The organism is Rhodococcus sp. KRD175 (assembly GCF_017168275.1).
Taxonomy (GTDB): domain Bacteria; phylum Actinomycetota; class Actinomycetes; order Mycobacteriales; family Mycobacteriaceae; genus Rhodococcoides; species Rhodococcoides fascians.
Window position 1 is genome coordinate 381,753 of sequence record NZ_JABFAQ010000007.1, and the last position, 18,512, is coordinate 400,264.

The 18,512-nt window shown below is 65.7% G+C and carries 16 protein-coding genes; 8 read left to right on the plus strand and 8 right to left on the minus strand.

Going from position 1 to position 18,512, the window contains the following annotated elements; translation table 11 throughout:
• Positions 1 to 62 precede the first annotated feature (62 nt).
• Genes J1M81_RS14025 through J1M81_RS14050 form a run of 6 tightly spaced genes read right to left on the minus strand, consistent with a single transcriptional unit; the run spans position 63 to position 7,825 of the window.
• Entirely contained in the window at positions 63 to 452 is a 390-nt protein-coding gene (locus tag J1M81_RS14025) for a DUF4233 domain-containing protein (RefSeq protein WP_027497558.1), read from the minus strand.
• A complete protein-coding gene (locus J1M81_RS14030; protein WP_206498213.1) occupies positions 449 to 1,879 on the minus strand; it encodes a folylpolyglutamate synthase/dihydrofolate synthase family protein in 1,431 nt (476 codons plus the stop codon). The genes J1M81_RS14025 and J1M81_RS14030 overlap by 4 nt, the downstream gene beginning before the upstream one ends.
• The gene (locus J1M81_RS14035) at positions 1,880 to 4,549 is read right to left on the minus strand and encodes a valine--tRNA ligase (RefSeq protein WP_032384532.1); all 2,670 of its coding nucleotides are present in this window, start codon (positions 4,547 to 4,549) and stop codon (positions 1,880 to 1,882) included. It abuts the gene before it with no gap.
• Positions 4,550 to 4,558: 9 nt separating this feature from the next.
• Positions 4,559 to 6,559 carry an alpha/beta fold hydrolase gene (locus J1M81_RS14040; RefSeq protein WP_032370219.1) on the minus strand — a complete coding sequence of 667 codons (2,001 nt, stop codon included), beginning with the start codon at positions 6,557 to 6,559 and terminating at the stop codon, positions 4,559 to 4,561.
• A 49-nt stretch (positions 6,560 to 6,608) separates the two neighbouring features.
• Positions 6,609 to 7,394, minus strand: a complete 786-nt coding sequence (locus tag J1M81_RS14045) for a SigB/SigF/SigG family RNA polymerase sigma factor (protein ID WP_032368200.1) — start codon at positions 7,392 to 7,394, stop codon at positions 6,609 to 6,611.
• The gene (locus J1M81_RS14050; RefSeq protein ID WP_027497563.1) at positions 7,394 to 7,825 is read right to left on the minus strand and encodes an anti-sigma factor; all 432 of its coding nucleotides are present in this window, start codon (positions 7,823 to 7,825) and stop codon (positions 7,394 to 7,396) included. Before J1M81_RS14050 ends, J1M81_RS14045 begins: the two co-directional genes overlap by 1 nt.
• 184 nt (positions 7,826 to 8,009) lie before the next feature.
• Between J1M81_RS14050 and malQ the strand changes: the two genes are divergently transcribed.
• Together malQ and fdhD are read left to right on the plus strand one after the other, a co-directional pair.
• Positions 8,010 to 10,169: a 4-alpha-glucanotransferase gene (malQ, locus tag J1M81_RS14055; RefSeq protein ID WP_032374575.1), complete on the plus strand. Its 2,160-nt coding sequence runs from the start codon at positions 8,010 to 8,012 to the stop codon at positions 10,167 to 10,169.
• A 60-nt stretch (positions 10,170 to 10,229) separates the two neighbouring features.
• Complete coding sequence (fdhD, locus tag J1M81_RS14060; protein WP_032399923.1) at positions 10,230 to 11,069, plus strand: formate dehydrogenase accessory sulfurtransferase FdhD; 840 nt, start codon at positions 10,230 to 10,232, stop codon at positions 11,067 to 11,069.
• Here fdhD and J1M81_RS14065 read toward each other — a convergent pair.
• Positions 11,052 to 11,735 (minus strand): CoA transferase subunit B, encoded by a 684-nt coding sequence (locus J1M81_RS14065; protein WP_045841272.1) that lies wholly within the window; start codon positions 11,733 to 11,735, stop codon positions 11,052 to 11,054. The genes fdhD and J1M81_RS14065 overlap by 18 nt on opposite strands.
• Entirely contained in the window at positions 11,732 to 12,481 is a 750-nt protein-coding gene (locus J1M81_RS14070) for a CoA transferase subunit A (protein ID WP_196249563.1), read from the minus strand. Before J1M81_RS14070 ends, J1M81_RS14065 begins: the two co-directional genes overlap by 4 nt.
• Before the next feature lie 109 nt (positions 12,482 to 12,590).
• Here J1M81_RS14070 and pcaH point away from each other — a divergent pair, with 109 nt between their 5' ends.
• The 6 genes from pcaH to J1M81_RS14100 are packed head-to-tail and all read left to right on the plus strand — an operon-like array spanning position 12,591 to position 18,509.
• Positions 12,591 to 13,307, plus strand: coding sequence for a protocatechuate 3,4-dioxygenase subunit beta (gene pcaH, locus J1M81_RS14075; protein ID WP_032374444.1), 717 nt, complete (start codon positions 12,591 to 12,593; stop codon positions 13,305 to 13,307).
• Positions 13,300 to 13,938, plus strand: coding sequence for a protocatechuate 3,4-dioxygenase subunit alpha (gene pcaG / locus J1M81_RS14080; protein ID WP_032389268.1), 639 nt, complete (start codon positions 13,300 to 13,302; stop codon positions 13,936 to 13,938). The genes pcaH and pcaG overlap by 8 nt, the downstream gene beginning before the upstream one ends.
• A 42-nt stretch (positions 13,939 to 13,980) precedes the next feature.
• A complete protein-coding gene (gene pcaB / locus J1M81_RS14085) occupies positions 13,981 to 15,327 on the plus strand; it encodes a 3-carboxy-cis,cis-muconate cycloisomerase (RefSeq protein ID WP_032399921.1) in 1,347 nt (448 codons plus the stop codon).
• Positions 15,327 to 16,490 carry a 3-oxoadipate enol-lactonase gene (pcaD, locus tag J1M81_RS14090; protein WP_032399920.1) on the plus strand — a complete coding sequence of 388 codons (1,164 nt, stop codon included), beginning with the start codon at positions 15,327 to 15,329 and terminating at the stop codon, positions 16,488 to 16,490. Before pcaB ends, pcaD begins: the two co-directional genes overlap by 1 nt.
• The gene (locus J1M81_RS14095; RefSeq protein ID WP_027497571.1) at positions 16,487 to 17,305 is read left to right on the plus strand and encodes an IclR family transcriptional regulator C-terminal domain-containing protein; all 819 of its coding nucleotides are present in this window, start codon (positions 16,487 to 16,489) and stop codon (positions 17,303 to 17,305) included. The genes pcaD and J1M81_RS14095 overlap by 4 nt, the downstream gene beginning before the upstream one ends.
• A complete protein-coding gene (locus J1M81_RS14100; protein WP_027497572.1) occupies positions 17,298 to 18,509 on the plus strand; it encodes an acetyl-CoA C-acetyltransferase in 1,212 nt (403 codons plus the stop codon). The genes J1M81_RS14095 and J1M81_RS14100 overlap by 8 nt, the downstream gene beginning before the upstream one ends.
• Positions 18,510 to 18,512: the final 3 nt, after the last annotated feature.

Genomic DNA, 18,512 nt, shown 5'->3' on the forward strand with positions numbered 1-18,512 from the left:
CGACAGTAATGGACACCGGCACCCGGTCGCGCGGCGCATGGCCCCAACCGACCGGTCCGGTGTCAGTCGCGTTGCCCGGGCAGCATGCCGCGTCGAATGCGTTCGGTGATGTCCCGGCGCAGATAGAGCAGATACAGCCACACGGCAAGGAAGATCAGACCCACGGCGCCGATGGACAGATGGAACACCGCCCCGGCCATCACGAAGAACTGCAACGCGAGGTTGAGCTTCATCGCCCAGGGTTCGCCCTGTTTCCCCGCGGCCAGAATCATCACCACGGCGAGCGCCACGATATAGGTGGTCGAGAACCACGTTGCGCCGCCGCCGAGAGTCGCCACGACCGGAAGAGCGAGCAGAGTCACGATCGCTTCCAGTACCAGTGTGCCCGCCGACACACCGCGAAATCCCTTCCACGGGTCGGTTGTCGGTGGTCGAAACTCTGCTTCGCTCACGCGGGATCCTTTCCGAACAACGTGCGCGCTGCGCCCACGGTCACCACCGAGCCGGTGACGACGACCCCGGCACCGGACACGGCTTCGCCGGGCTCGGCCACTTCTTCGGCCAACCCGATTGCCGTTTCGAGCGCATCGGGCAGCGTCGACGCCACCACGACCCGCTCGTCGCCGAACTTGGCCACGGCTATGTCGGCCAACGCGTCGACATCCATCGCTCGACCGGACCCGTTGTGGGTGACGACGATGTCGTCGAACACCGGTTCCAATGCTTCGAGGATCGCGCCGACGTCCTTGTCCGCCATGACACTGACGACCCCGACGAGTTTGCGGAAGTCGAATTCGTCGGTCAGGGCGGCCGCCAGTGCAGCGGCCCCGTGCGGGTTGTGCGCGGCATCGAGAAACACCGTGGGCGCGTTACGCACTCGCTCGAGACGACCGGGATTGACCACGGTCGCAAAGGCTTCGCGCACGGTGTCCTGGTCGAGTTGACGGTCCGGGCCCGCCCCGAAGAATGCCTCGACTGCTGCGAGAGCGAGAGAGGCGTTGTGCGCCTGGTGCTCTCCGTGCAACGGCAGGAAGATGTCGGTGTAGACACCGCCCAGCCCCTGCAACTCCAGCTGTTGTCCGCCCACGGCTATCTGCCGACCGAGAACGGTGAACTCCGATCCGGCACGTGCCACGGCAGCGTCTGCCTGCACCGCCGCACGAAGCAGGACCTCGGACACCTCGGGTTCCTGCTTGGCGAGGATGGCCACCGTGTCCCGTGGCACGAGTAGTTCCGGTGCCTTCTTGATGATGCCGCCCTTCTCCCCCGCGATCGTGGACAGATCGTCCCCGAGGAATTCGACGTGGTCGAGACCGATCGGGGTGATGACGGCGATCTCACCGTCGACCACGTTGGTGGCATCCCAGCGGCCGCCCAGCCCGGTTTCGATGACGGCGACCTCGACCGGTGCCTCGGCGAAGGCCGCGAACGCCATGGCGGTGACGACCTCGAACTTGCTCATCCGCGGTCCACCGGCGGCCTCGGACTGTGCATCGATCATCTCGACGAACGGTGCGATCTCGTTGTAGGTGTCCACGTAGGTGCGCGGGGACACCGGACGGCCGTCGATACTGATCCGCTCGGTGGCCATCTGCAGATGCGGGCTGGTTGTCCGGCCGGTACGCCGATGGAAAGCTGTCAGCAACGCATCGATCATGCGGGTGACGGACGTCTTGCCGTTGGTTCCGGCCACGTGGATCGACGGATACGCCTTCTGCGGGGAACCGAGCAGGTCCATCAGGGCCGAGATTCGGGCGGTAGACGGCTCGATCTTCGTTTCTGGCCAACGCTTGTCGAGCTCGGCCTCGACGAGTGCGAGCTCGGCCAGGTCGACCGGGGTCGGTGGTGGTGACGGCAGGGCGTCGTCCGGCTCGGTCACTTAGCTTCCCATCGATTCGAGGCGCGCGCCGATGCGCGCGATCTCTTCGCGAGCGATCGTCTGACGAGTTCTGATCTTGTCCACCACCGCATCCGGGGCTTTGGCCAGAAATGCCTCGTTGCCCAGTTTGCCGGTCGTCTGGGCCAACTCCTTCTCCGCAGCAGCGAGATCCTTCACCAGTCGCGCGCGTTCGGCGACCAGATCGACTGTGCCCGAGGTGTCGAGCTCGACGACGACGGTGGCCTTGCTCGTGCGCACCTCCACCGATGCCGTCGCCGCGAAGTCCGCACCCGGCTCGGTCAACCGGGCCAGCGAGGTCACTGCCGAGATCTGGCCCTCCAGGTCGGCGTCGCCCACTCCCACGATGCGAGCGGCGACCTTCTGCGAGGGCTTGAGCCCCTGATCGCTGCGGAACCGACGAATTTCGGTGATGAGGCGCTGCATGTCCTCGATGCGTTGCGCAGCAACAGGATCGACCGGATCGGCGGCAGGGGTCGGCCACGTGGCGACCACCAGGGACTCGCCCCCGGTCAGCACCTTCCACAGGGTCTCGGTCACGAACGGGACGACCGGGTGCAGCAGGCGCAGCACCGCGTCGAGAACGTTGCCCAGGACTCCACGGGTGGATTCGGCGATGCTCTCGTCGGCGAACTGCACCTTCGCAATTTCGAGGTACCAGTCGCAGACCTCGTCCCACGTGAAGTGGTAGAGCGCCTCGCACGCCTTGCTGAACTCGTAGCGATCGAACGCCGAATCCACCTCTGCTCGAACCTGATCGAGCCGGTCGAGGATCCAACGGTCGGCGTCGGTGAGTGCGGCGCGCGACGGCAGCTCGGCCGGCGCTGCGCCGTTCATCAGGGCGAACTTGGTGGCGTTGAACAGTTTGTTGGCGAAGTTGCGCGAGGATTGCGCATGATCCTCGCCGACGGACATGTCGGCACCCGGGTTGGCACCGCGGGCCAGCGTGAACCGCAGTGCATCCGCGCCGAAGCGGTCGACCCAGTCGAGCGGATCGATGCCGTTGCCCCGAGACTTGGACATCTTCTTACCGAACTGATCGCGAATCAGTCCGTGCAGGAAGACATCTCGGAACGGAACCTGTGGGCCCTGCTTTCCTGCGGTGATGGCGTCGTCGGCTCCGACGTAGGTGCCGAACATCATCATCCGGGCGACCCAGAAGAACAGAATGTCGTAGCCGGTGACGAGTACGCCGGTCGGATAGAACTTCTCCAGTTCGGGAGTGGCCTCCGGCCAGCCCATCGTCGAGAAGGGCCACAGGCCGGAAGAGAACCAGGTGTCGAGGACGTCGGGGTCCTGCTCCCACCCCTCGGGTGGGGTCTCCCCCGGTCCCAGGCACACCGTCTCGCCGTCGGGGCCGTACCAGATCGGAATTCGGTGGCCCCACCACAGCTGACGCGAGATGCACCAATCGTGCATGTTGTCGACCCAGGCGAACCAGCGTGGCTCTTGACTCTTGGGATGAATGACGGTGTCGCCGTTGCGAACTGCGTCACCGGCCGCCTTGGCCAGGGTGTCGACCTTGACCCACCACTGCAGCGACAGACGCGGCTCGATCGGCTCACCGCTGCGCTCGGAGTGTCCGACGCTGTGCAGGTACGGGCGCTTCTCGGCGACCACTCGGCCTTGCTCGGCCAGGGCCTCACGGACCTTGACACGCGCCTCGAATCGGTCCATACCGTCGAACTGCGTTCCGGTATCGGCGATGCGGCCGGCCTTGTCCATGATCGACGGCATCGGCAGTGAGTGCCGAACGCCCATCTCGAAGTCGTTGGGGTCGTGCGCCGGAGTGATTTTCACTGCGCCGGTACCGAATTCGGGATCGACGTAGTCGTCGGCGATGATCGGTATTCGTCGTCCGGTGAACGGATGTTCGAGGGTGGTGCCCACCAGAGCCCGGTAGCGCTCGTCGTCGGGGTGCACCGCCACAGCAGTGTCGCCGAGCATCGTCTCCACGCGAGTGGTGGCCACGATGACGTGCGGTTCGGAGTCGTCCAGCGACCCGTATCGCAGCGAGACGAGTTCACCCTCGACGTCCTCGAACTTCACCTCGATGTCGGAGATTGCCGTCTGCAACACCGGCGACCAGTTGACCAGCCGCTCGGCGCGGTAGATCAGACCGTCGTCGAACATGCGCTTGAACATGGTCTGCACGGCCTCGGACAGGCCGTCGTCCATGGTGAATCGCTCACGGCTCCAGTCGACACCGTCGCCGATACGACGCATCTGGCCGCCGATCGTGCCGCCCGACTCGCGCTTCCAGTCCCACACCTTGTCGATGAACAGTTCGCGACCGAACTCTTCCTTGGTCTTTCCGTCGGCGGCGAGCTGCTTCTCCACCACCGACTGCGTGGCGATGCCCGCGTGGTCCATTCCCGGGAGCCACAGCACCTCGTACCCGAGCATGCGCTTGCGCCGACTCAGCGCGTCCATCAACGTGTGGTCGAGGGCGTGGCCCATGTGCAGGCTGCCCGTGACGTTGGGCGGCGGCAGCACGATGGAGTACGGCGGCTTGTCGCTGGTGGCATCGGCCTCGAAATAACCGGCATCCACCCAACCCCGGTACAGCTCGGCCTCTACCTCGCTGGGGTCCCAGCTCTTGGGCAAACGGTCGGCTGGGTTGTCTGGGGTCTCTGGCGCTGAACTGGTCACCGGTCGATTCTAGTGGCCCAGTATTCGCGGCATCGACGCGCTCTCGCCCAGGACATGCCCCGCCAGAAATGCCAGTACCACCTCGTACCAGACCTTGGCGTGTTGAGGCGTCAGAATCCAGTGGTTCTCGCCGGGGAAGTACAGGAATCGGTGCTCGGTCTGACCGTCGTCGTCGGCGGGCAGTCCCGATTCGCTGAGCAGTTCGTACCACAACCGTAGGCCCTCGCCGATCGGCACGCGATAGTCCTTGTCACCGTGGATGACCAGCATCGGCGTCGAGATGTCCGCGACGAACAGGTGCGGAGAGTTCTCCACCGCCATCTCGGGGGACATCTCCCGCGCCCAGTACCACGGTGCGTCGGTCGTCGGTCCGAACTGATCGAGTGCCCACAGACTGGCGTGGGTGACGATGGCGTCGAATCGGTCGGTGTGCCCGGCGATCCAGTTGGCCATGTACCCGCCGAACGAGCCACCCATTGCGGCGGTGCGCGTGTCGTCGATATCGGTTCGGGCAACCGCCACATCGGTCAACGCCATCAGATCGGTGAACGGGGCACTGCCCCACGCGCCCCAACCACGCTGCACGAAATTCTGGCCGTAGCCCGTGGACAACGCCGGATCCGGGAGCAGCACCGCGTACCCTCGCGCCACCATCAGCCATGGATTCCACCGCCAGGACCACGTGTTCCACGAACCCAGTGGGCCGCCGTGCACCCACAGCAGCAGCGGCGCGGGCGAATCGTCCGACACACCGTGCGGCAACGCCAGCCATCCTCGGACTCGACTGCCGTCCTCGACGGCGGTCTCGATCTCGGTCAACGTGCCGGGCAGCGGGCCGTTGTCGATTCCGGCGTCGAGGTCGACCACGGTGCCGTCGGACAGGTCGATCGAGACCGGGTGCGGGGCGGCCAGATACGAGGCGGCCACAGCGACTACGCGCTTTCCGTCCGACGACACATGGATGTGGGTGTACGCGTCGTCGGTATGCGTCAGACGACGCGGCTCCGCACCCGCCTCGATCACGAAGATCGGCGACCGGCCGTCGTCGTCCGCGGTGACCAACACGCCGGACCCGTCCGGCAGCCAGACCGGACCGATCGGCCATCGATCCCAGCCCGGAGCGAGATCGGTGACGGAGTCCGTACCGAACTCGTACTGCTGCAACGTCATTCGTGGCGCTTGTTCGGGAGTCGAGATCGATTCACGGACGAACGCGACGGCACGGCCGTCGGGCGAGATGGCCGGTGCACCCAGATCGGCATCCGCGTCGTCGACGATCGTGGTCCGTTCTCCGGTCCCGGTGTCGATGCGCACCAGTATCGTGCGGACGGTTGCCAGCGGGCCGGGCACCGACCACGTGGAGACGACGAAAGTGCCGTCGGCGCTGATGTCGAAGGCCGCTTCCTGCAGAGCGCCTGCCGCGTCACGCGTCAGATCACGCAGTGGTGCCGACTCGAGGTCGGTTTCCGTCTCGCCTGCGAACAGATGCGGGGTTGCGGGACCGAGATCGTGATCCCAGAAACGCACCGGCACACCGGTGTGCAGAATTGCATCCACCTTGTTCGTCTTGCGCTCGGTACGCAGGCCGTCGTCGTCCTCGTCTGTCGTGGACGAGCCGAACACCGGCGAGAAGCCGGCGAACCGATCGACGGACCGAGCCGCTCGCACGTCACCGATTCCCGCCGACCGGGTCTCGACCACGTGGGCCTCCCCGCCGGCGGCGGGCAGTATCCACAACTGTGCCGGATCATCCTCGCTGGAGCGGCGCGAGAACATCAGATTCCCGGACGCGGTGAACACCGGCGCGCTCTCTCCCAGCTCGCCGTGGGTGATTCGCCGCGCCGGAGACCGTCCGTCCACGTCGATCTCCCACAGCGACGTTCGGTACTCGGTGCGCGAATCACTCAGAGCAGCAACGACAACGACCGCACGAGAACCACTGCGATCCACCGCCAACCCCGTGACACGTCGGGCCGCGATGTACTCGTCGATGTTGTCGTAGACACTCATGCGAACGACAGTAGTGGCAACAGATCGTTCCGCGTCGGCTGTGTCCGGTTCAGTCCTCGCCGAGATCCTCACGCAACTGAGCGAGCGTGCGCGCCAGAATGCGCGACACGTGCATCTGCGAAATTCCGACCTTTTCGGCGATCTGCGTCTGAGTCATCGACCCGAAGAACCGGAGCACCACGATGCGACGCTCGCGCTCGGGCAGCTTCTCCAGTGCGGGCCGCACAGCGAGGTAGCTTTCCATCTTCTCGAGTTCCGGGTCGTCGGCACCGAGCGTGTCCATCAGCGGGAGGCGATCCTCGCTCACCACCGAATCGACCGACACGGTCTGATACGCGCTGCGGGCAAGCAGTGCCTGCGATGCTTCCTTGACGTCGATCCCGAGTTCGGCGGCGATTTCGCTCGCGGTCGGGGCGCGACCGAGCTTCTGCGACAACGATCCCACCGCCTGCGAGATCATCGAGTTCAGCTCTTTCATGCGTCGCGGTACCCGTACCGACCAGCCGGCGTCGCGGAAGTAGCGACGTGCTTCGCCCATGATGGTGGGGACGGCGAACGAGACGAAATCCGACCCACGCTCGATGTCGAACCGGTCGACTGCATTGACCAGACCCAGCCTGGACACCTGCAAGAGGTCCTCGTGCGCTTCACCGCGCCCACCGAATCGGCGCGCGATGTGTTCGGCAAGGGGAAGGCAGCGCGTGATGATGCGGTCACGCAGCACGGAACGCTGCGGTGAATTCTCGTCCAGCGCCTGCATCTGCTGGATCAGCGCGACCACGTCGCTGTAATCGTCGGACTCTCGCCGTGTGCTTCGTTCCTGCGGCACCGGCACTAGACCTTGCTCCTCCGCTTGACCACGTCGATCGCGACGGTGCGGCCGGCAACGTCGTCGATCGCGTCGTCGGCGCGGAGTTCGATGGAGTCTGCGAGAGTTTGCAATACGTGCCAACCGAAGCTGTCCTGCTTCGGGACCGACGTCGGAGTCAGCGTGGACGTCACGACGATTCGGATCCCGGCATCGTTGACGGAGAACCTGCACGAGAGTTCCGCGTCGGCGACCGAACCTTTGATGAGCTGGGAGCACACCTCGTCTACGACGAGTTTCACGTCGGCGATGTCGTCGAGAGTGAAGTCACTGAGCACCACGAGAGTCTCCGCGACGGCCCGCACCACCGGCAATTGGTCGGCTTCGGCGCGCACCCTCAGCTCGACCGGTGCACCGGAATCTCGCTCCAGTTCTTCGATCTTGCTGACCCCAGCCATCCGCACTTCCCATCGTCGCCAAGCAGTTCGTTTCTCGTGTGCCGAGCAAGACTACCCAGCGGGGAAGCTTTCAACCCTCGCAGTACACGGGTGTCGCCCCCCGAACACACCGCGGAACGAACCTGCGGTGAACGGCCGACCGGTGCGGGTGACGTGCGCCCGTCGAACTGGCACGATCGACACCGTGGCACATTCGGATGAGGATTACTCGCAGGCCCTACGAACTCTCGCCCAGCGGCTCGGTACGTCGACGTCGTACCGAGGCTGGGACGACACCGAGCACGACGTGAGCGACGCGACCCTGCGGCAGGTATTGGCTGCACGCGGTTACGCGACCGAGACCACCGAGGATGTCGATCGGGCACTGGAGGACATCGAGAACGCACCGTGGCGTCGCCTGCTTCCTCCTGTGGTCGTCACGACCCAGGGCACCGAGGCGACGGTGTGGGTGCATGTGCCACACGGCAATCCGGTGGAAGTGTCGATGGTGTCCGAGGACGGCGACGCCATCGAGGTACCGCAGGCCGACGTCTGGGTCGATCCGCGCGAGGTGGACGGACGGCTGATCGGACGTGCCACGTTCGTGGTGCCCGGCGATGCCCCGCTGGGATGGCACAGCCTCACAGCGACGACGATCGGTGAGGACAACACCGTCCGAACCTCGGACACGGTCGTCGTGGTCACACCGAAGTCGTTGTCGCCCAATGCCGAACTTGCCGACAGGCAACGTACCGGTCTGCTGGCACAGCTGTACTCGGTGCGCTCGACGCGTTCGTGGGGCATCGGTGATCTCGCCGACCTGGAGGACATGGTCGACATCGCCGGCCGCGTGCATGGATTCGACTATCTGCTGGTCAATCCGCTGCACGCCGACCGGCCGACGACGCCCGTGGAGGCCTCTCCGTATCTACCGACCACGCGACGCTTCTTCAATCCGCTGTACATCCGTGTCGAGAACATTCGGGAGACGGCGCTGCTCTCGCCCAAGCAGTTCGGCAAGATCCAGGATGCCGCGGCTCGATTCGACAAGGCGAACGTTCGCACCAAGAAGCTGAACCGGGACGCGACGTTCAAGGCCAAGCTCCGCGCCCTCGAACGCGTCCACAAGGTCGAGCGCAGTCCGGCCCGCGAGTCCGCGTTCCGGGCGTTCGTCGAACGCGAGGGCACCGGGCTCCGGGATTTTGCGGTGTGGAGCGCGCTGGCGGAGAAGTTCGGCCCGAACGATCCCGCATGGACCGATCGCGCAGCGCACCCCCGCACCGACTTCGTCCTCGAACAACGCGCAAAGCTGGCCGGGCGCATCGACTTTCACATGTGGCTGCAGTGGATCTGCGACGAGCAACTGGCCGCTGCCCAGCGGGCCGCGCTCGACGCCGGGATGGAGATCGGCGTCATGCACGACCTCGCGGTGGGAGTCGCCCGCGGCGGGGCCGATGCGTGGACGCTCGGCGACGTGCTGGTGTCCGGAGTCACCGTGGGAGCGCCGCCGGACAACTTCAACCAACAGGGCCAGAACTGGAATCAGCCGCCATGGGATCCGGATCGACTGCGCGAGATGGCCTACGTCCCGTACCGAGACATGCTGCGCACGATTCTGCGTCACGCCGGGGGCATCCGCGTCGACCACATCCTGGGCCTGTTCCGGTTGTGGTGGATTCCGCAGGAGGCCGAGAACGCCGGCGGCGGAACGTATGTCGAATACGACCACGAGGCGCTGATCGGCATCCTCGCCCTCGAAGCCGAGCGCGCGGGTGCGGTAGTGGTCGGCGAGGACCTCGGGGTGTTCGAGCCGATGGTGCAGGAATACCTCACCGAGCGCGGAATCTTCGGCACCTCCATCCTCTGGTTCGAGGCCGATGATTCCGGACCCATCCCGCCCGAGGACTACCGGACTCTGTGCCTGACGTCGGTGACGACGCACGACCTGCCTCCCACCGCTGGATACCTCGAAGGCGAGCACATCGAACTGCGGTCCCGACTCGGCCTGCTCGAGCGCGACATCGATGCGGAAAAGGAAGTGGATTCCCGTGCGCGAGAGGCGGTCCTGGACCTGGCCCGCACCCGTGGTTTACTCGCTGCCGATGCCGACAACCACGAGACCGTCGAGGCCCTGCACCGGCTGGTCCAGCGCAGCCCGTCGCTGCTGATCGGCGTCGCTCTCGTCGACGCGGTCGGTGAACATCGCATTCAGAACCAACCGGGTACGGACGAGACCCAGTACGGCAACTGGAAGGTCCCGCTCGCCGACTCCGACGGCTCGGCAGTGCTGGTCGACGACCTCGCCGAACACCCGCGATTGGTGTCGCTCGTGCGGGCAATGGCAACCGAGTCGTCGGACCGATGACACGAGGGTCCACAATCGAGGTATGAGCTTTCGACGTCGCCGCGTATCGAGTCGGCACTGATGGGCCGGATCACCGCTCGCAGACCCGTCGTCCGAATACGCGGCGAACACCGAGTCGACCGTCCCGACACCTTGGTGGTGGAGGAACCGATGGAACTGCGCGTCGACGGCAGAGCCCTTGCCGTCACGATGCGTACGCCGGGCCACGACGTCGAACTGGCCCACGGTTTCCTGCTGACCGAGGGCGTCATTGCATCGCGTGCCGATATCGCTGCGGCGCGGTACTGCGACGGCGTCGACGACGAGGGCGCGAACACCTACAACGTCCTGGACGTCACGCTGGCACCGGGCGTAGCAGCCCCCGAGACCGGGGTGGAACGCAATTTCTACACGACCTCGTCGTGCGGGGTCTGCGGCAAGGGATCACTCGACGCAATCCGGTTGCGCACCAAGCATTCTCCTGCTGACGACGACGTCGTGGTGACGTCCGATACCCTCGCCGGGCTACCGGACACCCTGCGCGCAGCGCAGAAGGTCTTCGACACCACCGGCGGCTTGCACGCTGCGGCACTGTTCACTGCGGACGGCGACATGCTCGTCCTCCGCGAGGACGTCGGACGCCACAACGCGGTGGACAAGGTCGTCGGCTGGGCCACCGAGCACGATCGAGTTCCGCTGCGCGGCACGATATTGATGGTCAGTGGCCGCGCCTCGTTCGAGCTGGCACAGAAGGCGGTGATGGCCGGGATCCCCATACTTGCAGCGGTGTCCGCACCGTCGTCTCTCGCGGTCGATCTCGCGACCGAATCAGGACTGACGGTGATCGGCTTTCTCCGCGGCCGGTCGATGAACATCTATTCCCGCGCCGACCGCGTCCTTGTGTCAGACGGTATCTTCTGAGTCGTTCCGCAGGCTCCACTCCCCAGCGACATCGACGAGTAGCTCGGCTGCGGTGGCGTTCCTGACGTCGTCCACCGAGATTCCCGGCGCGGTCTCGACGAGGCGCAGTCCGTTGTCGGTGACGTCCAGAACCGCCATGTCCGAGATGATCCTGTGCACGCAGGCCTTTCCGGTCAGCGGCAGAGTGCAGGACTGCAGAATCTTCGGTTCGCCCTTCCGGGAGACGTGCTCCATCATGACGATCACGCGGCGGGCACCGTGCACCAGATCCATGGCACCACCCATCCCCTTGACCATGTGCCCGGGGATCATCCAGTTCGCGAGGTCGCCGGTGGCGCTGACCTGCATCGCACCCAGCACGGCGACGTCGACCTGACCGCCGCGGATCATTCCGAACGACTGCGACGAGTCGAAGTAGGACGAGCCGGGAAGCACCGTGATGGTTTCCTTGCCCGCGTTGATGATCTCGGGATCGAGTTCGTCCTCGGTGGGATAGGGGCCGACGCCGAGCACGCCGTTCTCGGAATGCAGAATCACCGAGACGTCGGTCGGAATGTAGTTGGGCACCAGGGTCGGCATGCCGATTCCGAGGTTGACGTACTGCCCGTCGCCGAGCTCCTGCGCCACCCGAGCGGCCATCTGTTCGCGGGTCATCTTTTCGCTCATGCTCGTACCGTCCTCTGCTCGATGCCGACCTCGACCGGGCCGACGTGCACGACCCGCTGCACATGGATGCCCGGGGTGTGCACCTCGTCCGGACCGATCTCCCCCGGCTCGACCAGGTGCTCGACCTGCGCCACGGTGATCCGACCCGATGCGGCGGCGGGTGGATTGAAGTTTCGTGCGCTGGCGTGGAACACCAGGTTGCCGTGCCTGTCGCCCTTCCAGGCGTGGACCAGGGCGTAGTCGGCGACGATGCCGCGCTCCATCACGTAGGTGATCCCGTCGAAGTTCCGGGTCTCCTTGGGCGGACTCGCCACGGCGATGCCGCCGCTGCCGTCGTAGCGCAGCGGCAAACCGCCGTCGGCCACCTGCGTCCCCACGCCCGCGGGGGTGAAGAACGCCGGAATGCCGGCACCGCCGGCTCGCAGCCGCTCGGCGAGGGTGCCCTGCGGGGTCAGCTCCACCTCCAGTTCACCACCGAGGTACTGCCGGGCGAATTCCTTGTTCGATCCGACGTACGAACTGATCGTGCGCCGAATACGGTGGTGCGCCAGTAGCACTCCCAGACCGAAGCCGTCGGTCCCACAGTTGTTGCTGATGGTCTCGAGGTCCGTTGCTCCTTGCTCGAGCACAGCGGCGATCAGGATCTCCGGCACTCCCACCAGCCCGAACCCGCCCACTGCGATCGACGACCCGTCGGGGATGTCCGCTACCGCTTCTGTGGCACTGGCCACGACTTTGTCCAACATGCCAGCGACGGTACCCGACAATGTGCGTGATGTGAACAGGTTGCCACCATGCGAACACCTGTATACGGTGATGAGTGCGCTTGATCACCACGATTGTCAGGAGCTGTCGATGCTTCATCTCCCGCCCGAGTACCGGGACCAGACGGGTGTCCATGCACCACGCGACTTCGCCGAGTACCGGACCACTGCCCTGCGGCATCCGGCGCAGCCGTTGACGCTCCTCCCCCAACGATTGACCGAAATCACCGGTCCGGTTCTGGGCGAGGGACGGGTCACGGCTTCCGACGCCGACCTGACACTTGCGCGAGGTGGTGAAGCTCAGGGTCAACGCATCATCGTTCACGGACGAGTGCTCGACAGCGACGGCAAAGCGATCCCGAACACACTCGTCGAGGTGTGGCAGGCAAACGCAGGCGGACGGTACCGACACTCGGGTGATCGCTGGCCTGCACCTCTAGACCCACATTTCGACGGCGTGGGCCGAGTACTCACCGATGCCGACGGCCGATACCGGTTCACCACGATCAAGCCGGGCGCGTACCCCTGGGGTAATCACCACAACGCATGGCGGCCTGCCCACATTCACTTCTCGCTGTTCGGTCACGCCTTCACCCAGCGGTTGGTGACGCAGATGTACTTCCCCGACGACCCCATGTTCTTCCAGGATCCCATCTACAACGCAGCTCCCGAAGACGCGCGCGCTCGCATGATCAGTACCTTCGATTACGAAGCCACACAGCAAAACTGGGCTCTCGGATTCAGGTTCGACATCGTTCTGCGCGGACGCAACGCCACCCCGTTCGAGGAGGACGACCACGATGACTGACCCCGAGTTCGCTCCCCGGTACCCGGTGGTGACCGGTGCCGATTTCACCACCGCACCGTTCGGTCAGACGCCTTCTCAGACGGTCGGGCCGTACGTCCACATCGGTCTGCTGTGGCCGGACGGACAGGACGTGGTACCTCCCGGCACCGCCGAGGCGATCATCCTGACGTTCACCCTCGTGGACGGGGCTCGTCAACCGGTGTCCGACGCGATGATCGAGACCTGGCAGGCCGACTCCGACGGACGCTTCGACCATCCGGACGATCCACGGGGTGCCGTGGCACCACGTGTCGCAGGTTTCCGCGGCTTCGGTCGAGCATTTGCCGATGCACGGGGAACGATGACGATCACGACCATCAAGCCGGGGCCGTTGCCCGCCGAGAACGACCTCGTCGAAGCACCCCACATCGACGTCGGAATCTTCGCCCGCGGAATGCTCGAGCGGGTCGTCACGCGGATGTACTTCCCGGACGAGGCCGAGGCCAACGAAATCGATCCGGTGCTGTCCGCCTTGCCCGCCGACAAGCGAGCCCGACTCGTCGCCACCACAGTGGACGGCGGCTACCACCTCGATATCGTGTTACAGAACACCGATCCGGACGGAGACGAGACCCCGTTCTTCGCGCTGTGATGCACGCTCCCGAACTGATCGACGATGCGGTGAAAGAGGACCATGGCTTCCGATAGAGGGGCACTGTTCGATCCGACATTCGGCAGCGAGATCATCGCACCGATCGTCGGCGACCGAGGCTGGGTTCGGGCGATGTTCGATGTCGAGGCAGCCCTCTCCCGGGCCGCTGCCTCTGTCGGCGTGGTCGACGCGAAGCATGCGGACATCATCACCGCGGTCGCGGCAGAGCTGGGTGAATCTCTGGACATCACAGCACTCGGAGCGGCTGCAGCGGCCGGTGGGAATCCGGTGATACCACTGGTGAAAGTACTGCGAAACGCGGTGTCCGAGCGCGGAGTTCCTGCTGCTGCAGTGCACCCCGGGGCGACCAGCCAGGACATCATGGACACCGCGTCCATGCTCGTCGCACGTGACGCACTCACGGTCGTCGAGGCGTCGCTCGGTGATGCACATACCGCGGCGCGAGGCCTGGCGCTGGCGCACCGGACCACTCCTATGGTCGCGCGCACTCTCGGCCAGCAGGCGTTACCCACTACTTTCGGGCTGGTGGCCGCAAATTGGGCTGGGGCGCTGCATCGTTCGAGTCACCGTCTCGCTGCGGTTCGGCGGTCGTGCTGTGTGCAATACGGAGGTGCCGCCGGAACGATGGCCGCCGTACATCCGCACGGTCCGGCCATTGCCGCCGCGCTCGCGGAAGCACTGGATCTGGCACCACAGACTGCGCCCTGGCACACCGACCGCGTCACCGTCGCAGATCTGGCGTGCGCGTTGGGTATTGCCGCGGGCTCCATTGCGAAGATCGCCGGGGACATCGTGTCGATGTCCGCCACCGAACTGGCCGAGGTGTCCGAGAACGCACCGGGAGGTTCGTCGGCAATGCCACACAAGCGCAACCCGATCGCCGCCGTCACCGCGCGAGCTGCGGCCCGCCGGGTGCCGGGAGCCGTTGCGACAGTGCTGGCGAACATGGACCACGAGCAGCAGCGCGCCGCTGGACCGTGGCACGCCGAATGGGAGACCGTCACCGATCTGCTACGCCTCACCGGCGGCGGTGCGCATCGTATAGCGACGAGCCTGACCGGTCTGCATGTGCATCCAGATGCCATGGTGCGCAACCTCGAAGCGACGGGTGGTGCACTTCTCGCCGAACGGGTCACGGCGGCGCTGGCACCGCACACCGAGCGCGCCCGCGACATCGTCACCGACCGATGCGCAGCAGGTGCGCCACTGGACACGGATCCCGCCATCACCGCCTTCTTGACGCCGGCGGCGGTGCGCGAGATGTTGGATCCAGCAGGCTATGTGGGTCACGCACCCGACTTGGTCGACGACATCCTCGCTGCGTGTGCACCGGACACCGAACGCCCCACGGACTCGAAGGACATCTGATGACAGTCACTCTGGCTCACCACCGCACCGAGGGGCCGCACCCCGATGCGGATACCGTCGTGCTGATCGGCTCGCTCGGCTCGGACCGATCGATGTGGGACCCGCAGGTGGGCGCACTGTCGGCTTCCGTCCACGTGTTGACGGTCGATCTACGGGGACACGGTCGATCACCGGTACCCCCCGGCCCCTATTCCGTGGCCGATCTCGCCGGTGACGTTCTTGCACTGCTGGATTCACTCGCTCTGGAACGCGTCCACGTGGTCGGACTCTCCCTCGGCGGTGCCGTCGCTCAATGGATTGCGATTCATCGCCCCGAGCGGGTGCGCACTCTGACCCTGCTGTGCACGTCCGCCAAGTTCGGTGAAGCCGTGCAGTGGATCGACCGTGCCGCGACCGTCCGCGCCTCGGGGACAGCAGCACTCGCGGACGCTGTACTCGCACGGTGGTTCACGCCCGAACTCGCCGCCCGCGACACCGATCTCGTCGCACGGTGTCGACGCATGATTGCCGAGACCTGCGACGAGGGCTACGCGGCATGCTGTGAGGCGTTGTGCGAGTGGGATTCTCGCGCGGACCTTGCCAGGATCGCCGCTCCCACCCTCGTGATCGCGGGCCGACAGGATCCGTCGACCACTCCGGACGATCTGCGCATCATCGCCGATGGCATTGCAGGATCGACGTTCCTGACACTCGACCCGGCCGCACATCTGGCCAATGTCGAACAGGCAGGCCGCGTCACGGCGGCCATTGCCGCTCACGTCGGAGCGAATGCGTACTCCGCCGGACGGTCCGCGGCGCACGACACCGGAATGGCCGTACGGCGCAGTGTGCTCGGTGACGCCCACGTCGACCGCAGCATCGCATCGAGAACCGAATTCACGTCCCCGTTCCAGGATTTCATCACCCGAACCGCATGGGGCGACGTCTGGGCTCGTCCCGGACTCGACCACCACACCCGCCGACTGCTGACTCTGGCCGTTCTGACGGCCCTGGGTAACCACCACGAACTCGACATGCACATCCGAGCGGCGTTGCGTGCCGGTATCGCACCCGACGAACTCGCCGAGGTGTTCTTGCACACCGCCGTCTACGCGGGAGTACCGAACAGCAACAACGCTTTCGCATTGGCTCAGGCCGCCATCACCGAGAGCGAAACCTCGTGAGTGCCGCGGACACACCGCCGTCCTCGGATTACGTCCAGTCTCTCGGACGCGGCTTGGCAGTGATCAGAGCCTTCGACGGCGAGCATCCGCGTCGAACGCTGGCGGACGTGGCCCGAGCGACCGACCTGACTCGCGCGACCGCCCGGCGGTTTCTGCTCACACTCGTCGAACTCGGATACGTGCGTACCGACGGCTCGATGTTCTGGCTCACCCCGCGAGTACTCGAATTGGGGTACAGCTACTTGTCGAGTCTTTCGCTCCCCGAGGTCTCGGGTCCCCATCTCGAGGCGCTCGCCGAACGAGTGCGTGAATCGTCCTCGGTGTCGATACTCGACGGTGACGATGTGGTGTACGTCGCCCGGGTTCCGGTGAGCCGCATCATGACCGTCGGCATCAACATCGGCACCAGATTTCCGGCGTTCGCGACCTCGATGGGCCGGGTGCTGTTGGCCGGTCTTCCCGAGGACGAGCTGGATGCGTACCTGGAGCGAGTGCGGTTGACGCCGTTGACGGGCAAGACGATCACCACCGCGGCCTCGCTCGCGCGGGAACTCGAACGAGTGCGGGTCGACGGCTTCTGCCTGGTGGACCAAGAACTCGAAGAGGGACTGCGTTCGATCGCCGCACCCATCCGCGACAGCGCCGGCGTGGTTGTCGCCGCAGCCAACGTCTCGACCCAAGCTGCACGTCATTCTGCGGACGCCGTGCGCGCCGAACTACTCCCGGCCTTGCTCGACGCCACCCGCGCCATCGAGACCGATCTGCTCCGGGTGAGTACCGGAGCCAACGACAAGCGAGGAAACACCCATGCCTGAAGCCGTGATCTGCGAGCCCCTGCGTACCCCCGTCGGCCGTTTCGGTGGCCAGTTCCGCGACATTTCCGCCCAGGCCCTCGCGGCCACGGTCATCACCGAACTCGTTGCGCGAACGGGCATCTCCGGAGCGGACATCGACGACGTGATCCTGGGTCAGGCGTCACCGAACGGTGATGCACCGGCCATCGGTCGAATCGCCGCCCTCGACGCCGATCTCGGCATCGACGTGCCCGGCATGCAGATCGACCGACGCTGCGGCTCCGGCCTACAAGCAGTACTGCAGGCGTGCATGCAGGTGCAGTCCGGCGGCAACGACCTGGTTCTGGCAGGCGGCGTCGAAAGTATGAGCCAGACCGAGTTCTACGCCACCGGCATGCGGTGGGGCGTCAAGGCCGAGGCGGTCGCCCTCTCCGACCGACTTGCGCGGGCCCGAGTGACGGCGGGTGGCAAGAACTTTCCGGTGCCCGGCGGCATGATCGAGACCGCCGAGAATCTTCGCCAGGAGTTCTCCATCAGCCGCGCCGATCAGGACGCGCTGGCCGTGCAGTCGCATCGGCGGGCGGTCGCCGCGCAGAACAGCGGCGTGTTCGCCGAGGAGATCGTGGGTGTGGCTGTCCCCCAGCGTAAGTCGGAACCTGTTCTGGTCTCGACCGACGAGCATCCACGGGCCGACACCACCGTGGAGTCGTTGGCGAAGCTGAAGGCAATCCGTGCATCGATCGATCCCGAATCGACGGTCACCGCGGGCAATGCCAGCGGGCAGAACGACGGTGCCGCGATCGCCATCGTCACCACCCCCGAAAAGGCTGCGGCGCTGGGACTCCGACCACTGGCGCGACTCGCGAGCTGGGGCGTTGCCGGAGTCGCTCCGCGCACCATGGGAATCGGCCCGGTGCCCGCAAGCGAGAAAGCGCTCGGACGCCTCGGGCTCACTCTCGACGACATGGGCGTCATCGAACTCAACGAGGCCTTCGCCGCCCAGGCGCTGGCCGTGACTCGGTCCTGGGGTATCGAGTCGGACGACCCGCGGTTGAATCCTCACGGTTCCGGCATCTCGCTCGGCCACCCGGTCGGGGCCACCGGTGCCCGAATCCTTGCCACCCTGCTTCGTGAAATGGACCGCCGAGAAGTCCGCTACGGACTCGAGACGATGTGCATCGGCGGCGGACAGGGCTTGGCCGCGGTGTTCGAGCGACTGTCCTGATCG

Coding starts and splice junctions, on each gene's coding strand:
- J1M81_RS14040 (WP_032370219.1), bottom strand. CDS start 6,559: ATGAGTGTCTACGACAACATCGACGAGTACATCGCGGCCCGACGTGTC.
- J1M81_RS14050 (WP_027497563.1), bottom strand. CDS start 7,825: ATGGCTGGGGTCAGCAAGATCGAAGAACTGGAGCGAGATTCCGGTGCA.
- fdhD (WP_032399923.1), top strand. CDS start 10,230: ATGGGCCGGATCACCGCTCGCAGACCCGTCGTCCGAATACGCGGCGAA.
- J1M81_RS14065 (WP_045841272.1), bottom strand. CDS start 11,735: ATGAGCGAAAAGATGACCCGCGAACAGATGGCCGCTCGGGTGGCGCAG.
- J1M81_RS14070 (WP_196249563.1), bottom strand. CDS start 12,481: ATGTTGGACAAAGTCGTGGCCAGTGCCACAGAAGCGGTAGCGGACATC.
- pcaH (WP_032374444.1), top strand. CDS start 12,591: ATGCTTCATCTCCCGCCCGAGTACCGGGACCAGACGGGTGTCCATGCA.
- pcaG (WP_032389268.1), top strand. CDS start 13,300: ATGACTGACCCCGAGTTCGCTCCCCGGTACCCGGTGGTGACCGGTGCC.
- pcaB (WP_032399921.1), top strand. CDS start 13,981: ATGGCTTCCGATAGAGGGGCACTGTTCGATCCGACATTCGGCAGCGAG.
- pcaD (WP_032399920.1), top strand. CDS start 15,327: ATGACAGTCACTCTGGCTCACCACCGCACCGAGGGGCCGCACCCCGAT.
- J1M81_RS14100 (WP_027497572.1), top strand. CDS start 17,298: ATGCCTGAAGCCGTGATCTGCGAGCCCCTGCGTACCCCCGTCGGCCGT.